We start from the raw sequence: 17872 nt of genomic DNA on the forward strand, positions 1-17872 counted from the left end.
GCTACCCCGAGAGGTTGAAGCTGCCGGACTGGCCGTAGATGGCCAGCGATACGAACATGGTCACAGCCACCGCAGCGATAAGTGAGGTGCGGACCGCGCGGCCGACCGCCTCCCCCACGCCGGCCGGGCCACCGGATGCGTTGTAGCCGTAATAGGTATGGACCAGCATCACCACGATCGCCATGACGATCGCCTGGAAGAACGACCACATCAGATCGGTCGGGTTCAGGAACGTCGTGAAGTAGTGGTCGTAGACGCCCGTCGACTGGCCGTAGACCAGAGTGGTTCCCACCCGGGTCGCCAGGAACGCCATCAGCACCGCGACGCAGTACAGCGGGATGACGACCACGACGCCGGCCACCATCCGACTCGAGGCGAGGTAGGCGATGGAGCGGACACCCATTACCTCCAGCGCGTCGATCTCCTCGCTGATCCGCATGGCACCCAACTGCGCCGTGGCCCCGGCACCGATGGTGGCGGCCAGACCGATCCCGGCCACCAACGGGGCGATCAGACGAACGTTGAGGTACGCGGAGGTGAACCCGGCCAGCGCATCCACACCGATCTCCTGCAGCTGACTGTAGGCCTGGACGGCGATCAGGGAACCGGCCGACAGGGTCAGGAACCCCACGATGACGACGGTGCCGCCGATGACAGCCAGCGCGCCGGTGCCCAGGCTCATCTGGGCGATGAGACGCACCACTTCGATCTTGTAGTGCACCAACGCATCCCAGATCCCGCGGATGGTCAGGCCGTAGAACTCGGTCTGTTCCCCGAGGCGGCGCCACCCGGCGACCAGTCCGCGCACCCGGGTGCGGGTGCGCACGAACAGGGTGCTGGGCGTCGAGACCGTCATGCCCCCGCCTTCACCGCGACGGCCGTGGCGATGACGTTGATGACGAACAGCGCCAGGAAGGTGAAGACGACCGTCTCGTTGACCGCGTTGCCGACGCCGGCCGGTCCGCCGCCGACGGTGATGCCCTTGTAGCAGGCGATCAGCCCCGCGGTCATCCCGAAGATCGCGGCCTTGAGGAGGCAGACGATCACCTCGGGCATCCCGACCAGAAGCGTCAGACCCGCGGCGAAGGCGCCCGGGGTGACGTTCTGCAGGAACACCGAGAAGAAGAACCCCCCCACGATTCCCGTCATGGTGACGGTCGAGGCCAGCATGAGCGACACCAGGGTGGCCGCCAGCACCCGGGGCACGACGAGTGCCTGGATCGGGTCGATGCCGAGCACCCGCAAGGCATCGATCTCCTCGCGGATGGTGCGGGCCCCGAGGTCGGCGCACATGGCGGTGGCGGCCGCGCCGGCGATCACCAGGACCGTCACCACGGGGCCGATCTGGGTGACTGCGCCCAATGCCGCACCGGATCCCGAGAAGTCAGCGGCGCCGATCTCCACCAGCAGGATGTTCAGGGTGAAGGTCGTCAGCACGGTGAACGGGATGGCCAGCAGCACGGTCGGCATCATCGAGACCCGCGCGACGAACCAGCACTGGAGCAGGAACTCGCGCCACGCCCATGGCGGCCGAAAGATCTGGATGATCGTGTCCAGGCACAGGCCGAAGAACTCGCCCAGCGCGATCGCGGGTGCCGGCCCACGCACCGCTCTCACTCAGCGGCGCCCGGTTTGCGCCGACGAACCGTGCTTCACCTCGAACATGGCTACCTCCTGCGACACATGGCATTTCGCCTCAGCGAGCGGCCATGACCGGAACCAGAGTCGCGGGCCACCGTACAACAGCCCACACAAAGAGGACACTGAAATGCGAAAAATTTATTCGACCGGCCAAATATTGGCAGTTCACCGATTCGGGTTTGCTCCCACGCCGTGATCCATTCGCCCACCGGACCGAGGACACTTCACCCGTTCGCCGAAGTCGACGCTCTAGGACGAAGCGGAAAAGTCGAGGCCGAGCAGCCGCGAACCCAGTTCGGCGAGGATGTCCCGCAGTTGCGTCATCCGCTCGGGACCGAGCACGGCCTCGACCTCCGCGTCGAGTTCCACCCCGATATCGCGGGCGTCGGCGATCAGCCCCCGGCCGGCCGCGGTGTACCGGACGATTTTCGCGCGCGCGTCATCGGGGTCGGGCACGCGCTCCAGGTAGCCCAGTTCCTCGAGGTCGGTGACGAGTTGACCGATCGCGTTCTTGGATACGTCCTGAGCTTTTGCGATATCGGTGATCCGGCTCCCGCCCCAGTCCAGATAGACCATCAGTCGCGCATGCGCCGGGCGCAGTCCGGCATGCCCCCTCTCACGCGCACGCTCGATGCTGGCCCGCGCCATCCATTCGCCGAACTCGATGACGTGCCGCTGCAGCGAGGTGCGATAGAACTGGGAGACATCGGCATCCTCGGGCAGGCCGCGAAATCTTCCGCGATCACCCATCTGCCGCGTCACCCCTTGCGCGACTGATCATCTCGCGACCCTCCGACCACTACCACCCGCCCGGTGTGGTTGACACCACACTCCATGTTAGTGAAGCTGTCTTCACCATACTAGCGATCGGACGCCGAATGGACGTACTGCTTGCAAGCGCGGGCTCGACTCCGCCGGCCCTGACGGATCCGGCCGGCACCTGGGTCTTCAACATCGCGGTTCCCATCGTCGGCGGCATCTTCATGCTGCTGGCCATCCTGGACGTCGTCCGACGTCGCCGCCTCACCTGGGGCTTCCTCTTCTTGTTCTGCAGCCTGTCCATCTACTGGATGGAAACCGCGGGTGACTGGGCCCAGCACCTGATCTACAGCCCGGCCTTCGCGCAGCATCATCTGCTGGAATGGTTACCCGTCAAGACGCCGAATGACCCGCTGTTCATGCCGTTCGCGTACGCGGTCTATTGGGGTGTGCACGCCCTACTGGTGCTGTGGCTCAGCCAGTGGGTAGCCTCGAAGACCGGCTGGAGCATGCTGAAATCGCTGTTGATCCTTGCCATCCCGATCAACTACGTGTGGGACTTCGTGGTCGAGGGCGCCGCAACCGCCATGGGATGGTGGACGTACGACCCGGGCATCGGCCCGGTCCTGCAATGGCCGAACGGTGGCCAGATCACCCTGCTGTGGACCATCGGATTGATGTGCGTATGGCCGAATCTGATCGCCTACTGGGCCGGCAAGCCACCGATACGCAGCCTCAACCACCTCGAAAGATTCTGCGGCCTAAGGCGATTCACCGCACCAAAGGAAACGGTGGCACCCGGCGGTTCCGCTGCCGTCGGCACAACCGGTCCGGGACGACCGGTCGGCGTCGCGACGGCACCACGTGTGCTATCCAAACAGCAGGAGTTCGACGACCACCTCAACTACGTGGTCACCATAGCGCGGTGGCGGTTCGAGCTTCTGCGACTCGGGGCCTGGTTCATCGGATTCCAGGTCAGCTTCGTCCTGCTGCTCGTCGTCCCATTGCTGCTGATGCGGATCCTGACCGGCATCAGCAGCCCATACATCCCCTAGGCGAGAGGCCGACAGCCATGCCGAACGACACGAGCCGTTCGATGAAGGATCTTCCCCCGGAGTTCTTCCTGCCTCCGGAGTCCGACGCAGAACTGTGGCGTGAAACCGCCCGGTTGCTCGCGGGCAGCGTTGCCTTCATGGTGGCGCTGGCCGTGATCGTGCTCAACACACGCGGGATTGTCGTGCGAGTCTGACCTCGCCCGCGTCTGGGACCATCGACACTGTGCCGATTTCCGCCCTTCACGATCCGCAGTGGCGCAGCTTCGCCAGCGACAACTACGCCGGGGTGCACCCGGCGGCGCTCGCCGCCATCGCCGCGGCCAACGGCGGCCACCAGGTGGCCTACGGCGAGGACGCCTACACCGAGCGGCTGCGGGAGGTGATCCGCGCGCATTTCGGCGAGGCCGCCGAGACGTATCCGGTGTTCAACGGGACCGGCGCCAACGTCGTCGGGCTGACCAGCCTGCTGCCGCGCTGGGGTGCGGTCATCACGGCCACCTCGGCCCACATCAACACCGACGAGGCCGGCGCACCCGAGCGGATGACCGGGCTCAAACTGCTCACGGTGCCCAGCCCGGACGGCAAGCTGACCCCCGACCTGGTGGCCCGCGAGGCGTACGGCTGGGGCAATGAGCACCGCGCCCAGCCGCTGGCGGTCAGCATCAGCCAGACCACCGAACTGGGCACGCTCTACAGCCCCGACGAGATCCGCATCATCGCCGCGTTCGCACATGAGCACGACATGGCCGTGCACCTGGACGGCTCCCGGCTGTGGAACGCGGCCGCCGCCCTCGATCTACCCCTGCGGGCGTTCACCACCGATGCGGGCGTCGACGTACTGAGCCTGGGCGGCACCAAGAACGGTCTGCTCGGCGCCGAGGCGGTGGTGGTGCTCGACCCCGCCCGGGCGACCGGACTGACCTATCTGCGCAAACTGACCATGCAGCTGGCCAGCAAGATGCGCTTCGCCTCGGCCCAGCTGCTGAGCCTGTTCGAGGACGACCTCGGGTTGCGTAATGCCCGGCACGCCAACGCCATGACCACCCGGTTGCGCAACGCACTGGAGGCCGGGATCGCCGACGGATCGCTGCCGTCGCTGGAGTTCACCCAGCCGACGCAGGCCAACGCGATTTTCGCGACGCTGCCGACCGGGGTGGCCGACCGGATCCGGGATCGGGTGCGCTTCTACGACTGGGACCGGGCCCGCGGCGAGGTGCGCTGGATGACGGCCTGGGACACCACGCCTGCGGATGTCGACGCATTCGTGGCCGTGATCGGCGAGGAACTGAGCCGGGCGTGAAACTGCCCGTGCTGCCGCCGGTGCTGCCGATGCTGGCCAAACCCGTCCCGGAGATCCCGCCCGGCGCGAGCTATGAACCCAAGTGGGATGGCTTCCGGTCCATCCTGTTCCGCGATGGTGACGAGGTGGAGCTGGGCAGCCGCAATGTCCGTCCGCTGACCCGGTACTTCCCCGAACTCGTCGCAGCGGCCCGCGCCGAGCTGCCGCCACGCTGCGTGATCGACGGTGAGATCGTGATCGCCGGCGAGCACGGCCTGGACTTCGAAGCGCTGCAACTGCGTCTGCATCCGGCCGCATCGCGGGTGCAGCTGCTGGCCGGACAGACACCGGCGGCGTTCATCGCCTTCGATCTGCTGGCGCTGGGCGACGACGATCTGACCGGCCGCCCGTTCGCCGAACGGCGCCGCGCTCTGGTTGACGCGCTGGCCGGATGCGGGCCCACGTTTCATCTCACCCCCGCCACGACGGATCCCGCCATCGCGCAGCGGTGGTTCGCCGAATTCGAGGGCGCCGGCCTGGACGGGGTGATCGCCAAACCGCTGGACGGCACCTACCAACCCGACAAGCGGGTGATGTTCAAGATCAAACACACCCGCACCGCCGATTGCGTGGTCGCCGGGTATCGGCTGCACAAGTCCGGTGACGATGCGATCGGTTCGCTGATGCTCGGGCTCTACGACGACGCCGGCGCATTGGCGTCGGTCGGCGTGATCGGCTCGTTCACGATGGCGCGCCGTCGCGAGCTGTTCACCGAATTGCAGCCGCTGGTGGCCACATTCGACGACCATCCGTGGAACTGGGCCGCCCACATACCGCAGGGCCCGTCGCAGCGGCGGACCGCGAACTCCCGCTGGAACCCCGAGAAGAATCTGTCCTTCGTACCGCTGCGCCCGGAACGCGTGGTGGAGGTGCGCTACGAGCGCATGGAGGGCGGTCCCGGGGGCGAGCGGAGCGACCGGGGCAGGCCCCGCTTCCGGCACATGGCGCAGTTCAACCGCTGGCGACCGGACCGCGATCCCCGATCCTGTGGCTTCGACCAACTCGACCGGCCGCTCACTTTCCGGCTGGGCGACATCATCCCAGGACTCGGCTGAGCCGGGTATTGCAGCTGGCACCCATTTTCTGCCCCGGCCACCATGCCCGGCGGTTGGGGGCCAGCGTGGGCGACATGGGGCGCGGTGCGGCGCGAGGATGGCTCTCATACCCCGTTCCGACCCACCGAGGGAGATGATGAGATGTCTTCTCAGACTGCACAAAACCCGGCCAACCTCGACAACGGTGTCATCACGCGGTTCACCGAGGCCGTCGGCGGCCATGCCGAGGTGATCACCGATCCGGTGTCGGTGCGTGACCGCGGCCACGACTTCTGGGGCGTCGGCGGCACCGCCGAGTTGATGCTGCGCCCGCACACCCGCGACGAAGTCGCCGCCATCATGGCGATCGCCGCCGAGTATCGCGTCGCGGTGGTCCCGCGCGGCGGGCATCGAACTGCTCGGGCGGCATGATGCCCGACGGCGGCCGGGTGCTGCTCGACCTGTCCGGGCTGAACCGCATCCTGGATATCGACGTCGAGAACCGCTGTGCCAGAGTCGAAACCGGTGTCATCAATTCCGACCTGCAGGAGGCTCTGGCCCCGTACGGGCTGTGCTTCTCCCCGGACCCGGTCTCGGCGCATCTGGTCACCGTGGGCGGCAACATCATCGAGAACGCCGGTGGCCCACACGCGCTGAAATACGGGGTCACCTACAACCACGTGCTCTCGGCCGATGTCGCCCTGCCGGACGGGACGACCGCCACATTCCGCGCCGACGACGAGGGACCCGACCTGCTCGGTGTGCTCATCGGCTCCGAAGGCACCCTCGGCATCGTCACCGCGGCCACCGTGGCGCTGCGCCCCGTCGCGGAGGTGACGCACAGCCTGATGGGCGCCTTCGCCTCGGCACGGGAGGCCGCCGACACGATCGCCGCGATCATCGCCACCGGGGTGGTGCCGGCCGCGGTGGAATGGCTGGACCGGGCCGGGATCGCCGGGTTGCAGCAGTTCTATGACACCGGCTATCCGCTGGACGCCGACTCCATCGTGCTCATCGATGTCGACGGCAGCACCGCCGAGGTGGCCCGCGACCAGGCGATCGTGGAACGGGTGCTGCGTGAACACGCCACCGAGGTGCGCATCGCCGAGGAGCAGGCCGACCGTGACGCGCTGTGGTACGGCCGGCTCAACGCCCCCAACTCGGTGGTGGCCAGCGGCAAGGGCTTTTTCATCGGTGACGTCACCGTCCCCCGCGACCGGATCCCCGAGATGCAGGAGGCGATCGGAGCCACCGCGGCCCGGCACGCCGACGGACTGCTGTTCATCGCGGTGTGCGGCCACGCCGGTGACGGTGATCTGCACCCCACCACGTTTTACGACAAGGACAATCCGTTGGCCGCCTCCGCCCTGCAGGCGGCCAACAACGAGATCATCGAGGCCGCACTGGCATTGGGCGGAACGATCACCGGTGAGCACGGGGTGGGCACCGAGAAGATCGCGTTCATGCCCCGGCGCTTCACCCCGGTGGAGATCGCCGCCCAGCGCTCGATCAAGACGGCCTTCGACCCCCTCGGGATTCTCAACCCCGGCGTCATGTTGCCCGAGCCGAGCCCGGACGAACCGGACACCCGTGCCTTCGGCGCCGCGGTAGGCGACGCGCTGGCCGGCCGGCTCACCCCGGATCCGGATGCCCCGCTCACCGCCGGCGAGAACACCGATGTGACCGTCAACCTGGGCAACCTCAGCCTGGTCGTCGGCGCCGATGCCACTCTGGCCCAGATCAACGCCCACCTGGCCGAGCACGGGGTGTATTGCGCGGCGGTGCCCACCACCGGCACCGAGCGCCGCATCGGCGAGGTGGTGGCCACCGCCACCGGAACCGAACGCGACCACATCCGGCACGCCCTGCTCGGCGCGGACGTCACCGTCCTCGACGGCGACGCACCGGCCCGTTTCGGTGCCGAAACCATGAAGGACGTGGCCGGATACGACACCAAACTCCTCTACATCAGCGCCCGGGGTGCCTTCGGTGCTCTGCGCACCCTGATCTTCAAAATCGGGGTTGACCTCAACAATGGTTGATGTTCAAGGCTGGGGCCATGTCGATCAGGAGGAAGTCATGAAGCAGATCCGCTCCGACCTGTGGGAGACCCGACAGGACAACCCTTTCCCCGGCCTGAAGACCCACGCCTACCTGTGGACCGGCGGACCCGACGGCAACGTGTTGTTCTACAGCCCACAGACCGACGCCGATTTCGCCGGCCTGCACCGGCTCGGCGGGGTGTCCCATCAGTACCTGTCCCACCGGGATGAGGCCGGCCCGGTGCTGGCCGCGATCGCCGGGCGGTTCGGCGCCAGCCTGCATGCGCCGGCGGTCGAACTGCTCGACATCGGCAGGCACGCCCACGTCGACGTGCCGGTCGCCGGCAGGTACGTCGACTCCTGCGGCATCGAGGTGATCCCGACGCCGGGGCACACGCCGGGCAGCACCAGCTACCTGGTGCCGGGCGCGAACGGGCAGACCTACCTGTTCACCGGGGACACCATCTTCCTCGGCGAGGACGGCCGCTGGGCGGCGGGCTATATCCCGCCGATCAGCGATCCCGGTCCGCTGGCGCACAGTCTGCGGGTCCTCGGCGGGTTGACACCCGACCTGGTCATCTCCAGCGCCTTCGGGCACGAATCCGCGGTCCAGGCCCCCGGGCCACGGCGTTGGGCACAGTGTGCCGCGCAGGCCCGGGAGAAGCTGGCGGAGGTAGCCTGATCCAGCGTGGCACCCCTCTCCGGCCGGTTCGCGCCCAGCCCGTCGGCCGACCTGCACATCGGCAACCTGCGTACCGCGGTCCTGGCCTGGCTGTTCGCCCGGTCATCGGGACGCCGGTTCCTGATCAGGGTCGAGGACCTCGATGACCGCACGTTCAGCGATGTGGCCGCCCGCCAGCTCGCCGACCTGCGCGCCATCGGCGTGATCTCCGATGAGCCGCCGGAGTACCAGACGGCGCACACGAGCCGTTACGACACCGTCATCGCGGAGTTGGCCGCGCGCGGCCTGGTCTACGAATGCTATTGCAGCAGAAAGGACATCCTCGCCGCACCGCGCGCTCCCCACGCACCGGAGGGCGCCTACCCCGGCACCTGCCGGGACCGGCCTGCCCCGCCCGATCCGTCCCGGCCACCGGCATTGCGACTGCGCAGCGACACCTCCTCCTACACCGTCACCGACGTGCTGCACGGCACGTTCACCGGAGTCGTCGATGATTTCGTACTGCGCCGCGGCGACGGGGTGACGGCGTACAACCTGGCCGTGGTGGTGGACGACGCCGCCCAGAACGTCGACCAGGTGGTGCGCGGCGACGATCTACTGTCCTCCTCGCCGCGGCAGGCGTATCTCGGCGCCCTGCTCGGCTATCCCCCGGTGACCTATGCCCACGTCCCACTGGTGCTCAACGAAGACGGCAAGCGACTGGCCAAACGCGACGGCGCGGTCACCCTGGCCGAGATCGGCGTGCAGCAGACGCTCACCCTCATCGCGGACTCACTGGGCTATACCGCCACCACGCTGGACGGGATGCTGACCGAGTTCGATCCCGCGTCTCTCCCCCGTCAACCGTGGGTATACCGCCCCGTGTGAGCGAAACCCTGTGCCCGGCGGATCACCGTTGCTACCGTCCGGCCGTGCTCGGAATTCTCCGGCGGGCGCTGCTCGCCATACTTCTGGTCGCCGCGGTGGTTGCCGGCGCAGTCGGTTGCGGATCCTCCGGTGACAGGGCCGACGATCCGATCAAGTCCGCCGGGGTGCTGCGGGTCGGCACCGAGGGCACCTATGCCCCGTTCAGCTACCACGACCCGGCCACCGGCCAGCTCGCCGGTTATGACATCGACGTGGCCAAGGCGGTCGGCGAGAAACTGGGTGTCCCGGTCGAATTCGTCGAGACCCCGTGGGATTCCATCTTCGCCGCCCTGGAGGCCAACCGGTTCGACATCGTCGCCAACCAGGTCACCATCACCCCGGAGCGGCAGGCCAAATACGATCTTTCCGAACCCTATTCGGTCGGCGAGGGTGTCATCGTCACCCGCGCCGACGATGACTCGATCACCTCGCTGGACGACCTGAAGGGCAAGACCACCGCCCAGTCGACCACCAGCAATTGGGCCCAGGTCGCCCGCGACGCCGGCGCCGATGTCGAGGCGGTCGAGGGATTCGCCCAAGCCATCACACTGCTCAACCAGGGCCGCATCGACGCCACCGTGAACGACAGCATCGCGGTCTACGCCTACCTCGCCGAGACCGGGGACACCTCGGTGAAGATCGCCGCGCAGACCGGGCAACAGAGCGATCAGGGCTTCGCCGCCCGCAAGGACAGCGGTCTGCTGCCCGAACTCGACGGCGCGCTCGAGGACCTGCGCGCCGACGGCACACTGTCGCAGATCTCCCAGCGCTATCTGTCCGCCGACGCCACCGGCGGCGCGCAGACCCAGACCGGCCCGGCCACCGATCAACAACCACCGCAGGTACGTTCGACACTGCAGCTGGTGCTGGACAACCTGTGGCCACTGGCCAAGGCGGCGCTGACGATGACGATTCCGCTGACGATCATCAGCTTCGCGCTGGGATTGGTGATCGCCCTTGCGGTGGCGCTGGCCCGGTTGTCCTCGAATCCGGTGCTGAGCAACGTGGCCCGGTTCTACATCTCCATCATTCGCGGCACCCCGCTACTGGTGCAGTTGTTCATCGTGTTCTTCGCGCTGCCGGAGTTCGGGGTGAGGATCGATCCGTTCCCCGCCGCGGTGATCGCGTTCAGTCTCAACGTCGGCGGGTACGCCGCGGAGATCATCCGTTCGGCGATCCTGAGTGTCCCCAAGGGTCAGTGGGAGGCCGCCGAGACCATCGGCTACAACCGCGCCGGCGCACTGCGGCGCATCATCTTGCCGCAGGCCACCCGCGTTGCCGTGCCCCCGCTGTCGAACACGTTGATATCGCTGGTGAAGGACACCTCGCTGGCATCCACGATCCTGGTGACCGAACTGCTCCGGCAGGCGCAGATCGTGGCGGCACCGACGTTCGAGTTCTTCGCAATGTACGGCACCGCGGCGATCTACTACTGGCTGATCTGCCTGGTGCTGTCGTTCGGGCAGGCCCGGGTGGAACGCCGACTGGAAAGGTATGTGGCGCGATGAGTGAAGCGCAGACCGAGTATCGGGTGGAAGCCGCCGACGTCGAGAAGGCGTTCGGGGAGCTGAAGGTGTTGAAGGGGGTGTCCTTCAAGGTCGCTGCCGGGACGGCCACCACGATCATCGGGCCCTCCGGATCGGGCAAGACCACGCTGCTGCGAACCTTGAACGCGCTCGACCGGGCCGACTCCGGGGTGATCCGGGTCGACGACGTCGAGATCGACTTCGCCGCGCCGACAACAAAAGCCGAGGTGCGCCGGTTCCAGTCGCGCAGCGGCTTCGTGTTCCAGGGGCACAACCTGTTTCCGCACAAGACGGTGATCGAGAACGTCACCGAAGGCCCGCTGATGGTCCAGAAGCGGCCGAAGGACGAGGTCATGGCCGAGGCCGTCACGTTGCTCGATCAGGTCGGCCTGGCCGCCAAACGCGACCAGTACCCGTTCCAGCTCTCCGGCGGGCAGCAGCAGCGGGTGGGTATCGCACGGGCGCTGGCGCTCAAACCCAAGGTGGTGCTGTTCGACGAGCCGACCTCGGCGCTGGATCCGGAACTCGTCGGCGAGGTGCTCTCGGTGATCAAGGATCTGGCCGTGCAGGGCTGGACGCTGGTGATCGTCACCCACGAGATCCAGTTCGCCCGCCAGGTGTCCAACCAGGTGCTGTTCACCGACCAGGGCATCATCCTGGAGAGGGGCACACCGGAGGAGGTCATCGGCAACCCCAGGCAAGAGCGCACCCGCCAGTTCCTGCAGCGGATCCTCAACCCGCTCTGAGCCCGGTCCTTCAGTCCGGATCCCGCTTCTGAGCGCGGGCGCGCAGCACGTTCTTCCGGATCTTGCCCGTCGACGTCTTGGGTAGCTGCTCGAACAGCATCGTGCGCGGGACCTTGAAGCCGGCCATCCGCTCGCGCAGGAACCGGGTCAGCTCTTCGGGAGTGACCTCCGACCCGGTGCGGGTGGTGATGAACGCGACCGGGACCTCGCCCCACTTCTCGTCCGGGGCCGCGACGACGGCGGATTCGACCACCTCGGGATGGCTGTCGATCGCCTTCTCCACCTCGATGGACGCGATGTTCTCACCACCGGAGATGATCACATCCTTTGCCCGGTCCCGGATTTCGACATATCCGTCGGCGTGCATGACACCGAGGTCGCCGGTCAGGAAGTGTCCCGACCGGGTGGCGGCGGCGGTGGCATCGTCATCGTGGTAGTAGCCGAGCATGACGTCGTTGCCCCGCACCGCGATCTCACCGATCGTCTCGCCGTCGCGCGGCACGTCCACACCGGCCTCGTCCAGGATCCGCAGCGGGTCGGCGATGATGTTGCCGACACCCTGGCGGGCCCGCAGTTTCGCGGCCTCCTCGGGCGCCAACTCGTCCCATTCCGGTTGCCATACGTTCACCGCGACCGGACCGTAGGTCTCGGTGAGACCGTAGAGATGGGTGACGTCGAAGCCGAGCGGGGTCAACCTGGCCAGCAGCGCCGGTGAGGGCGGGGCACCGCCGGTGTCCACATGCACGGGGTGCGGCAGCGGTTGCGCGGCCGGATGCTCCGCGATCATGGTGAGCACGGTCGGGGCGGCGCTGAAATGGGTGACGGCGCCGCCATGCAGCGCCGTCCAGATGTCGCCGGCGTCGATCTTGCGCAGGCAGACGTGGGTTCCCCCCGCGGCGCCCACCGCCCAGGTGAAGCACCACCCGTTGCAATGGAACATGGGCAGGGTCCACAGATATCCGGTCGAGGGGGCGAGTCGGGTGTGATAAGCCATCGCGACGGCTTGTAGGTAGGCCCCGCGGTGGTGGTACATCACCCCTTTCGGGTGGCCGGTGGTGCCCGAGGTGTAGTTGATCGCGAGCAGGTCACGCTCGTCGACCTGCACTTCGTCCTCGGGGAACGGCACCGCGGGCAGCCACGCCTCGTAATCGTCGCCCTCGCCCCCGGCCACCACCGCATCGATCCCGAGGTCGGCCGCGAGTTCGCGGGCGCGGGCATCGAACTCCTGGGTGGCGACCAGCATCCGCGCACCGGAATGGCCGATGATGTATTGCATCTCGGCAAACGACAGCCGGGTGTTGATCGGTACCAGAACCGCCCCGCGGGCGGGCACCGCCTGATGCAGTTCCAGCATGACGTGGCTGTTGGTGCACAGTGCGGCCACCCGGTCGCCGCGCTGCACGCCGGCGGCCGCCAGCGCGGAGGTGACCCGGCCGCACCGGTCCGCAAACTCGGTGTAGGTAAGCCGCAGATCGCCGTCGATGACGGCCATACGCTCGGGAAATGCTCGGGCAGATCGCTGCAGCAGGCTGTTCGGTGACAGTGGCGCAAAGGTGAAGTCAGCCATGATCGGACGGTACTCCGGTCCGGCGTCGAGAGGAACCGTGAAGAGTCCGGGTTAACCGCGGAGTGCGTTGCGGGGCAACCGACTACGGTCGGGATGCGCGTTCGGTCGCCCAGTCGATCAGCGAGGTGAGGTATTCCAGCACCACCTCTTCGGGATGCGCCTCGGGGTCCTCGAGGTGCAGCCGGGCCAGCTCCTCGATGGAGGCCAGCAGAATCCGTGCGGCCGGTCCGTCCGGATCGAGGCGCAACGGTCGGGCCGCGACGGTCCTGGCATAGGCCCGCCCCAGCTCGATCCGCACCCGGGCCTCCGGCGGGGCACCCTCCGGCGGTCGCAGGATGATCCGCCAACTCGTCGGCGCCGCGTGCAGATAGGCCAGGATTCCGCGGCCCAGTTCGTCGATGTCGCGTGCGCGCTCGACACTGCCCATCCCGGCGAACGCGATGGCCGATTCCCGGTCCAGCAGTGCGGTGGTCAAACCTTCCAGATCGGTGAATTGTTGGTAGACAACGGCTCTGGTGACACCGGCGGTCCGGGCGATGCGGTCGACGGTCAGCGCGGTGTAACCGTCGGCGGCGACGATATCGCGGGCCACATCGAGCAGTTGATCCCGACGCTGCGCACCGCTGAGCCGGCGGCGGGTCATTTCTTCAGCAGCAGATCGACAGCCTTGGCCGCGCTTTGCACCGCACTCTCCATGGTCGCCGACCAGTCGGTGGCGGTCCAGTCCCCGGCCAGCACCAGCGAGGGCACCGAGGTGCGTTGCGGCGGCCGCAACCCGTCGGTGCCGACCACCTGGGAGAAGGTGGCACGCGGCATCTTGACCACCTGAGCCTCCAGCACCTTCGCTTCCGCCGCGGCCGGGTAGTAGCGACGCAGCAGGGCCATCTGCTCGTCGATGATCTCCTCGTTGCTCTTGTGGATCTGCTCGTAGGCGCCGCTGGTGGTCAGGCAGTACAGCCAGGCCCGTTCGGTGCTGCGGCCGTGCATGATCTGCCGGTCGAAGACCTCGTCGATGACCCCGGTCCCGCCGATCAGCCCCTCGAACGCGGACTCGGTGCCCAGCGGCCGGTCCAGGTAGAGGTTGGTGCTGACGATCGGGGTGTAGCCGAGTTTGTCTGCAGCGGCATAGATCTCGGGATGCTCGGGCAGGTCGTCGAGCAGGCCGCCGATGTTCGAGTTGGGTACCGCGCACACCACGGCGTCGGCCGGGATCTCGGTGCCGTCGGCCAGCGTCACGCCGGTGACCTGGCCGTCGGTGATGCGGATCTTGCGGGCCACCGCCCGGTATCGCACGTCGACCCCGTGCCGCTCGAAGACCTTCAGCGCCCCCTCGATGTAGAGGGTGTCCAGGTCGACGGTCGGGTAGCCGATGGTCACCGGGGTGCCATGTCTGATGCCGAGCCGGATGCCGGTGCTGAGTACGTTGGCGAAGACCTTCGCCGATTCCTGCGCCACCGGTTCGGCGGCGATGCCCAGAGCCAGCCAGTCCCACAACGCTTCTCGGGCCGGGGCCGGCATACCGACCCGGTCGAACCACTGCTCGGTGGACAGGTCGGCCAGATCGGCCGGTTGCCGCAGCGCCTGCCAGCCCAGCAGCATGGTCGCGCGTGCGGCACGCAGCTTGTCGGCCCAGCTCGCGTCCGGATGCACCCCGAGCAGGGTTTTGACCGCACCCACACCGGTGGTGTGCATGGTGACCTTGCGACCGTCCGGCCAGCGCAGCGTGGAGGATTTCGGGAAGGCGATGTGTTCGCGGGTGCCGACGCTGCGCAGGTAGCGGTACAGGTGCTGATACCCGCTGGCGATGACGTGCTGCCCGTTGTCGGGCACGTCGTCGACGGCCTCGGCCCGCATGGCGTGCGCGCGACCACCGAGGCTGCCGCGGCGCTCCAGCAGGGTCACCGTGCAGCCCGCCTCGGCCAGCCAGACCGCAGACGCCAGTCCGGCCAGTCCGCCACCGATCACCACGAACCGCCGCGTGTCGTCTCCCATCCGGCGACGCTAACTTACAGTTTGTAAGTTAGACAAGCCTGATGACCGGCGACCGGCCGTTGGCCGCCCGGGCCGCGGCCTCATACAGCTCATCCCGGAACTGCGGATGCGCGATGGCGGCCAGCGCCTCACCGCGTTCGCGGACCGTCAATCCCTCCAGTTCGGCGGTGCCGTATTCGGTGACGATGACGTCCACATGGTGGCGCGGCGTGGTGATCACCGCACCCGGGCCGAACCACGGCACGATCCGCGACCGCAACCGTTCACCCTTCAGGTAGGTCGACGGCAGGCAGATCAGCGACCGGTCGGTCAACTCCAGTCCGGCGCCGGCCACGAAATCCTCGGCACCGCCGATCCCGCTGAACTGGCCGCCGTCGATGGTGTCGGCGACCACCTGGCCGTGGATGTCGATCGCCAGCGCACCGTTGATGGTGACCATCCGGTGGTTCTTCGCGATCGTCTCCGGGGCGTTGACCAGCTCGACCGGCAGGAAGGCCACCTCCCGGTTGCCGTCCAGCCACTCGTAGAGTTCCGAGGACCCGAACGCGAACGTGGTCACGCTCACGCCCTCGTGCTGGCCCTTCTGCGTGTTGGTGATCTTGCCTGCCCGGTGTAGCCGCATGCAGCCGTCGGTGAACATCTCACTGTGCAGGCCGTAATGGCCGCCGTCGCCCTCGGCGAGCAGTGTGGCGATCTGATTGGGGATAGAACCGATACCGGTCTGCAGGGTCACCCCGGACGGCATATAGCCGACGGCGTTCTGTGCGATCGCCCGGTCGATCTCGCTGGGCGGCGCGTCCCCGCCGGGCAGTGCCGGCGGAGCCTCCGAGGAGTGCACCAGGATGTCGATCTCGTCGACGTGCAGCGCATGCCGATTGTCCTCCCCCAGACCGTATGTCCGTGGGAACGCATCGGAGGCCTCGACGATCAGCAGTCGGTCGGGATCGGCTCCGGCCCGGTGCAATTCGTCGATGGTGCCCCCGGCGTGCAGCGACAGCGAGCACCAGCCGTCGGCATCCGGCGGTGTCGCGACGGTCGCCACCACCCGGGGCGCCTGACGCCGCAGCAGCGGGCCGAAGCGCCGGAAATCCGCGGGCAGGAACTCGACGTCGGCGCCGCTGTCGCGCAGCGCCCGGTCCAGTGGTCCGTAGAAGCCCGACAGGTAGTGCACACCCTTGTGGTTGAACAACTCGGTGAGCACCGCGAGCAGGGCCCCGTAGACCCGCAGATCGGTCCAGTCGTCGCGCTCACCCAAAGCACGCAGGAACGCCGGCGGCTGACCGGGCCCGAGCGGGATACCCAGGGTGTCCACGGACCTCAGTCGGGCGGCGGCCTGCTCGGCGGTCAGCTCTACTGGCATGGCCGTGACGCTACAGCTCCTTGATGCCCCACGGTGAGCCGTAGGCGGTCAGCAACTCCAGGAACGGCACCGCGTCGAAGGCCTCCGGGCCCAAGACCCCGGCGCCCTTCCAGGTTCCGGTGGCCAGGAGTTCCAGGGCGACAACGGGATTGATGGCCGTCTGCCACACCACGCACTGGTGCCCGTACTCGGCCATCGACCATTCGTTGTCGACCACGTGGTACAGGTAGGTGGACCGGGGCCGGCCGTCCTTACCGGTGCCGGTCACCCACAGCCCGGCACAGGTCTTGCCCTTCATCTTGGGCCCCAGCGTGGCAGGGTTGGGCAGGCAGGCCGCCACCACATCGCGCGGGCTGACCTCGACGGGACCGACCTTCACCTTCTCCGTGCGGTCCAGGCCGAGCTTGTGCAGCGTCTTGAGGACGTCGATGAACTCCTCACCCAGGCCGTACTTGAACGTCGCGCGCTTGCAGTCCACCCAGCGCGGCATCAACAGCACCTCTTCGTGCTCGACGTTGACGCACTCCACCGGACCGATTCCCTCGGGGAAGTCGAAAACCTCTGGCTCACTGAAGGGTTCGGTGACGAACCAGCCGCGGTCGGCCTCCCAGATCACCGGCGGATTGAGGCACTCCTCGATGGTCGTCCAGATCGAGAAGGACGGCGCGAACTCGTAGCCGTCCACGGTGAGGTTGGAACCGTCGCGGGTGCCGAGTTCCTCGATCTCGCTGAACAGATGGTCGGCGGCGTACCGGGCGAAGACATCGGACAGACCGGGCTCCACACCGATACCGACCAGCGCGAGCCGGCCCGCCGACTCCCACTCCTGCGCCACGGCGAACTGCTGGTCGCCCAGTTTCACCCCGGTCTGCTCGTAGGGCTTGTCGGGGTGGCGCACCGACAGGCTCATCGCCATGTCGAGATAGTCGGCGCCGCCCGCGAGCGCCCCGTCGAAGATCGGCATCACGAAGCGGGGATCGACGGCGTTCATCACATGGGTGATGCCGTGCTCACCGACCAGCGCCGCGACCGCGTCGGCGGAGGTGGCATCGACCTGGGCGGCGCTGAACCGGGCGTCGCCGACCGCGGCGGCCGCCTGCTCCGCGCGCGCCCCGTCGTAGTCGCTCACCACGATCTTTTCGAAGAAGTCTCGCCGCGCAGCGATCGCACAGAACGCCGAGCCGACGCCGCCGGCACCCACCAAGAGAATCCGCATATCGACA

The 17872-nt window shown here is 67.7% G+C and carries 18 protein-coding genes; 10 read left to right on the top strand and 8 right to left on the bottom strand.

Annotated elements, in window-relative coordinates:
• Position 1: 1 nt before the first annotated feature.
• The 3 genes from K0O62_RS27030 to K0O62_RS27040 all read right to left on the bottom strand — a co-directional run bounded on the left by K0O62_RS27030 (position 2) and on the right by K0O62_RS27040 (position 2391).
• On the bottom strand, positions 2-856 hold the full coding sequence (locus tag K0O62_RS27030; protein WP_073857218.1) for an ABC transporter permease: 855 nt from the start codon (positions 854-856) through the stop codon (positions 2-4).
• Positions 853-1608 carry an MlaE family ABC transporter permease gene (locus K0O62_RS27035; protein ID WP_234800159.1) on the bottom strand — a complete coding sequence of 252 codons (756 nt, stop codon included), beginning with the start codon at positions 1606-1608 and terminating at the stop codon, positions 853-855. The genes K0O62_RS27030 and K0O62_RS27035 overlap by 4 nt, the downstream gene beginning before the upstream one ends.
• Before the next feature lie 282 nt (positions 1609-1890).
• Entirely contained in the window at positions 1891-2391 is a 501-nt protein-coding gene (locus tag K0O62_RS27040) for a MarR family winged helix-turn-helix transcriptional regulator (RefSeq protein WP_073857363.1), read from the bottom strand.
• Between the two features lie 128 nt (positions 2392-2519).
• On the opposite strand from K0O62_RS27040, the gene K0O62_RS27045 reads away from it, so the two are divergent.
• From K0O62_RS27045 to K0O62_RS27085, 10 genes are all read left to right on the top strand, one after another.
• Positions 2520-3455, top strand: coding sequence for a spirocyclase AveC family protein (locus tag K0O62_RS27045; RefSeq protein WP_079244358.1), 936 nt, complete (start codon positions 2520-2522; stop codon positions 3453-3455).
• Between the two features lie 17 nt (positions 3456-3472).
• The gene (locus tag K0O62_RS27050; protein ID WP_165693813.1) at positions 3473-3649 is read left to right on the top strand and encodes a DUF7156 family protein; all 177 of its coding nucleotides are present in this window, start codon (positions 3473-3475) and stop codon (positions 3647-3649) included.
• 29 nt (positions 3650-3678) lie between these two features.
• Positions 3679-4755, top strand: a complete 1077-nt coding sequence (locus K0O62_RS27055) for a threonine aldolase family protein (RefSeq protein WP_073857220.1) — start codon at positions 3679-3681, stop codon at positions 4753-4755.
• On the top strand, positions 4752-5849 hold the full coding sequence (locus K0O62_RS27060; RefSeq protein ID WP_073857221.1) for an ATP-dependent DNA ligase: 1098 nt from the start codon (positions 4752-4754) through the stop codon (positions 5847-5849). Before K0O62_RS27055 ends, K0O62_RS27060 begins: the two co-directional genes overlap by 4 nt.
• A gap of 141 nt (positions 5850-5990) precedes the next feature.
• Entirely contained in the window at positions 5991-6260 is a 270-nt protein-coding gene (locus tag K0O62_RS29060) for a hypothetical protein (RefSeq protein WP_234803603.1), read from the top strand.
• On the top strand, positions 6260-7870 hold the full coding sequence (locus K0O62_RS27065; protein ID WP_308214471.1) for an FAD-linked oxidase C-terminal domain-containing protein: 1611 nt from the start codon (positions 6260-6262) through the stop codon (positions 7868-7870). Before K0O62_RS29060 ends, K0O62_RS27065 begins: the two co-directional genes overlap by 1 nt.
• Positions 7871-7907: 37 nt before the next feature.
• Positions 7908-8552 (top strand): MBL fold metallo-hydrolase, encoded by a 645-nt coding sequence (locus tag K0O62_RS27070; protein ID WP_073857222.1) that lies wholly within the window; start codon positions 7908-7910, stop codon positions 8550-8552.
• Between the two features lie 6 nt (positions 8553-8558).
• A complete protein-coding gene (gluQRS, locus tag K0O62_RS27075) occupies positions 8559-9419 on the top strand; it encodes a tRNA glutamyl-Q(34) synthetase GluQRS (protein WP_073857223.1) in 861 nt (286 codons plus the stop codon).
• 44 nt (positions 9420-9463) lie between these two features.
• Positions 9464-10966, top strand: a complete 1503-nt coding sequence (locus tag K0O62_RS27080; RefSeq protein WP_079244560.1) for an ABC transporter permease subunit — start codon at positions 9464-9466, stop codon at positions 10964-10966.
• Positions 10963-11730, top strand: a complete 768-nt coding sequence (locus K0O62_RS27085; protein ID WP_073857224.1) for an amino acid ABC transporter ATP-binding protein — start codon at positions 10963-10965, stop codon at positions 11728-11730. Before K0O62_RS27080 ends, K0O62_RS27085 begins: the two co-directional genes overlap by 4 nt.
• A 10-nt stretch (positions 11731-11740) precedes the next feature.
• On the opposite strand, the gene K0O62_RS27090 is transcribed toward K0O62_RS27085, so the two are convergent.
• The 5 genes from K0O62_RS27090 to K0O62_RS27110 form a co-directional block, all read right to left on the bottom strand.
• Positions 11741-13297 (bottom strand): acyl--CoA ligase family protein, encoded by a 1557-nt coding sequence (locus K0O62_RS27090; protein ID WP_073857225.1) that lies wholly within the window; start codon positions 13295-13297, stop codon positions 11741-11743.
• An 82-nt stretch (positions 13298-13379) separates the two neighbouring features.
• Entirely contained in the window at positions 13380-13940 is a 561-nt protein-coding gene (locus tag K0O62_RS27095) for a TetR/AcrR family transcriptional regulator (RefSeq protein ID WP_073857226.1), read from the bottom strand.
• Positions 13937-15289: a hydroxysqualene dehydroxylase HpnE gene (gene hpnE, locus K0O62_RS27100; RefSeq protein ID WP_073857227.1), complete on the bottom strand. Its 1353-nt coding sequence runs from the start codon at positions 15287-15289 to the stop codon at positions 13937-13939. Before hpnE ends, K0O62_RS27095 begins: the two co-directional genes overlap by 4 nt.
• A 28-nt stretch (positions 15290-15317) precedes the next feature.
• Positions 15318-16649, bottom strand: coding sequence for an acetyl-CoA hydrolase/transferase family protein (locus tag K0O62_RS27105; RefSeq protein WP_073857228.1), 1332 nt, complete (start codon positions 16647-16649; stop codon positions 15318-15320).
• A gap of 10 nt (positions 16650-16659) precedes the next feature.
• Positions 16660-17865 (bottom strand): saccharopine dehydrogenase C-terminal domain-containing protein, encoded by a 1206-nt coding sequence (locus K0O62_RS27110; protein ID WP_073857229.1) that lies wholly within the window; start codon positions 17863-17865, stop codon positions 16660-16662.
• Between the last annotated feature and the right edge of the window lie 7 nt (positions 17866-17872).

It is taken from the genome of Mycolicibacterium diernhoferi (genome assembly GCF_019456655.1).
Taxonomy (GTDB): domain Bacteria; phylum Actinomycetota; class Actinomycetes; order Mycobacteriales; family Mycobacteriaceae; genus Mycobacterium; species Mycobacterium diernhoferi.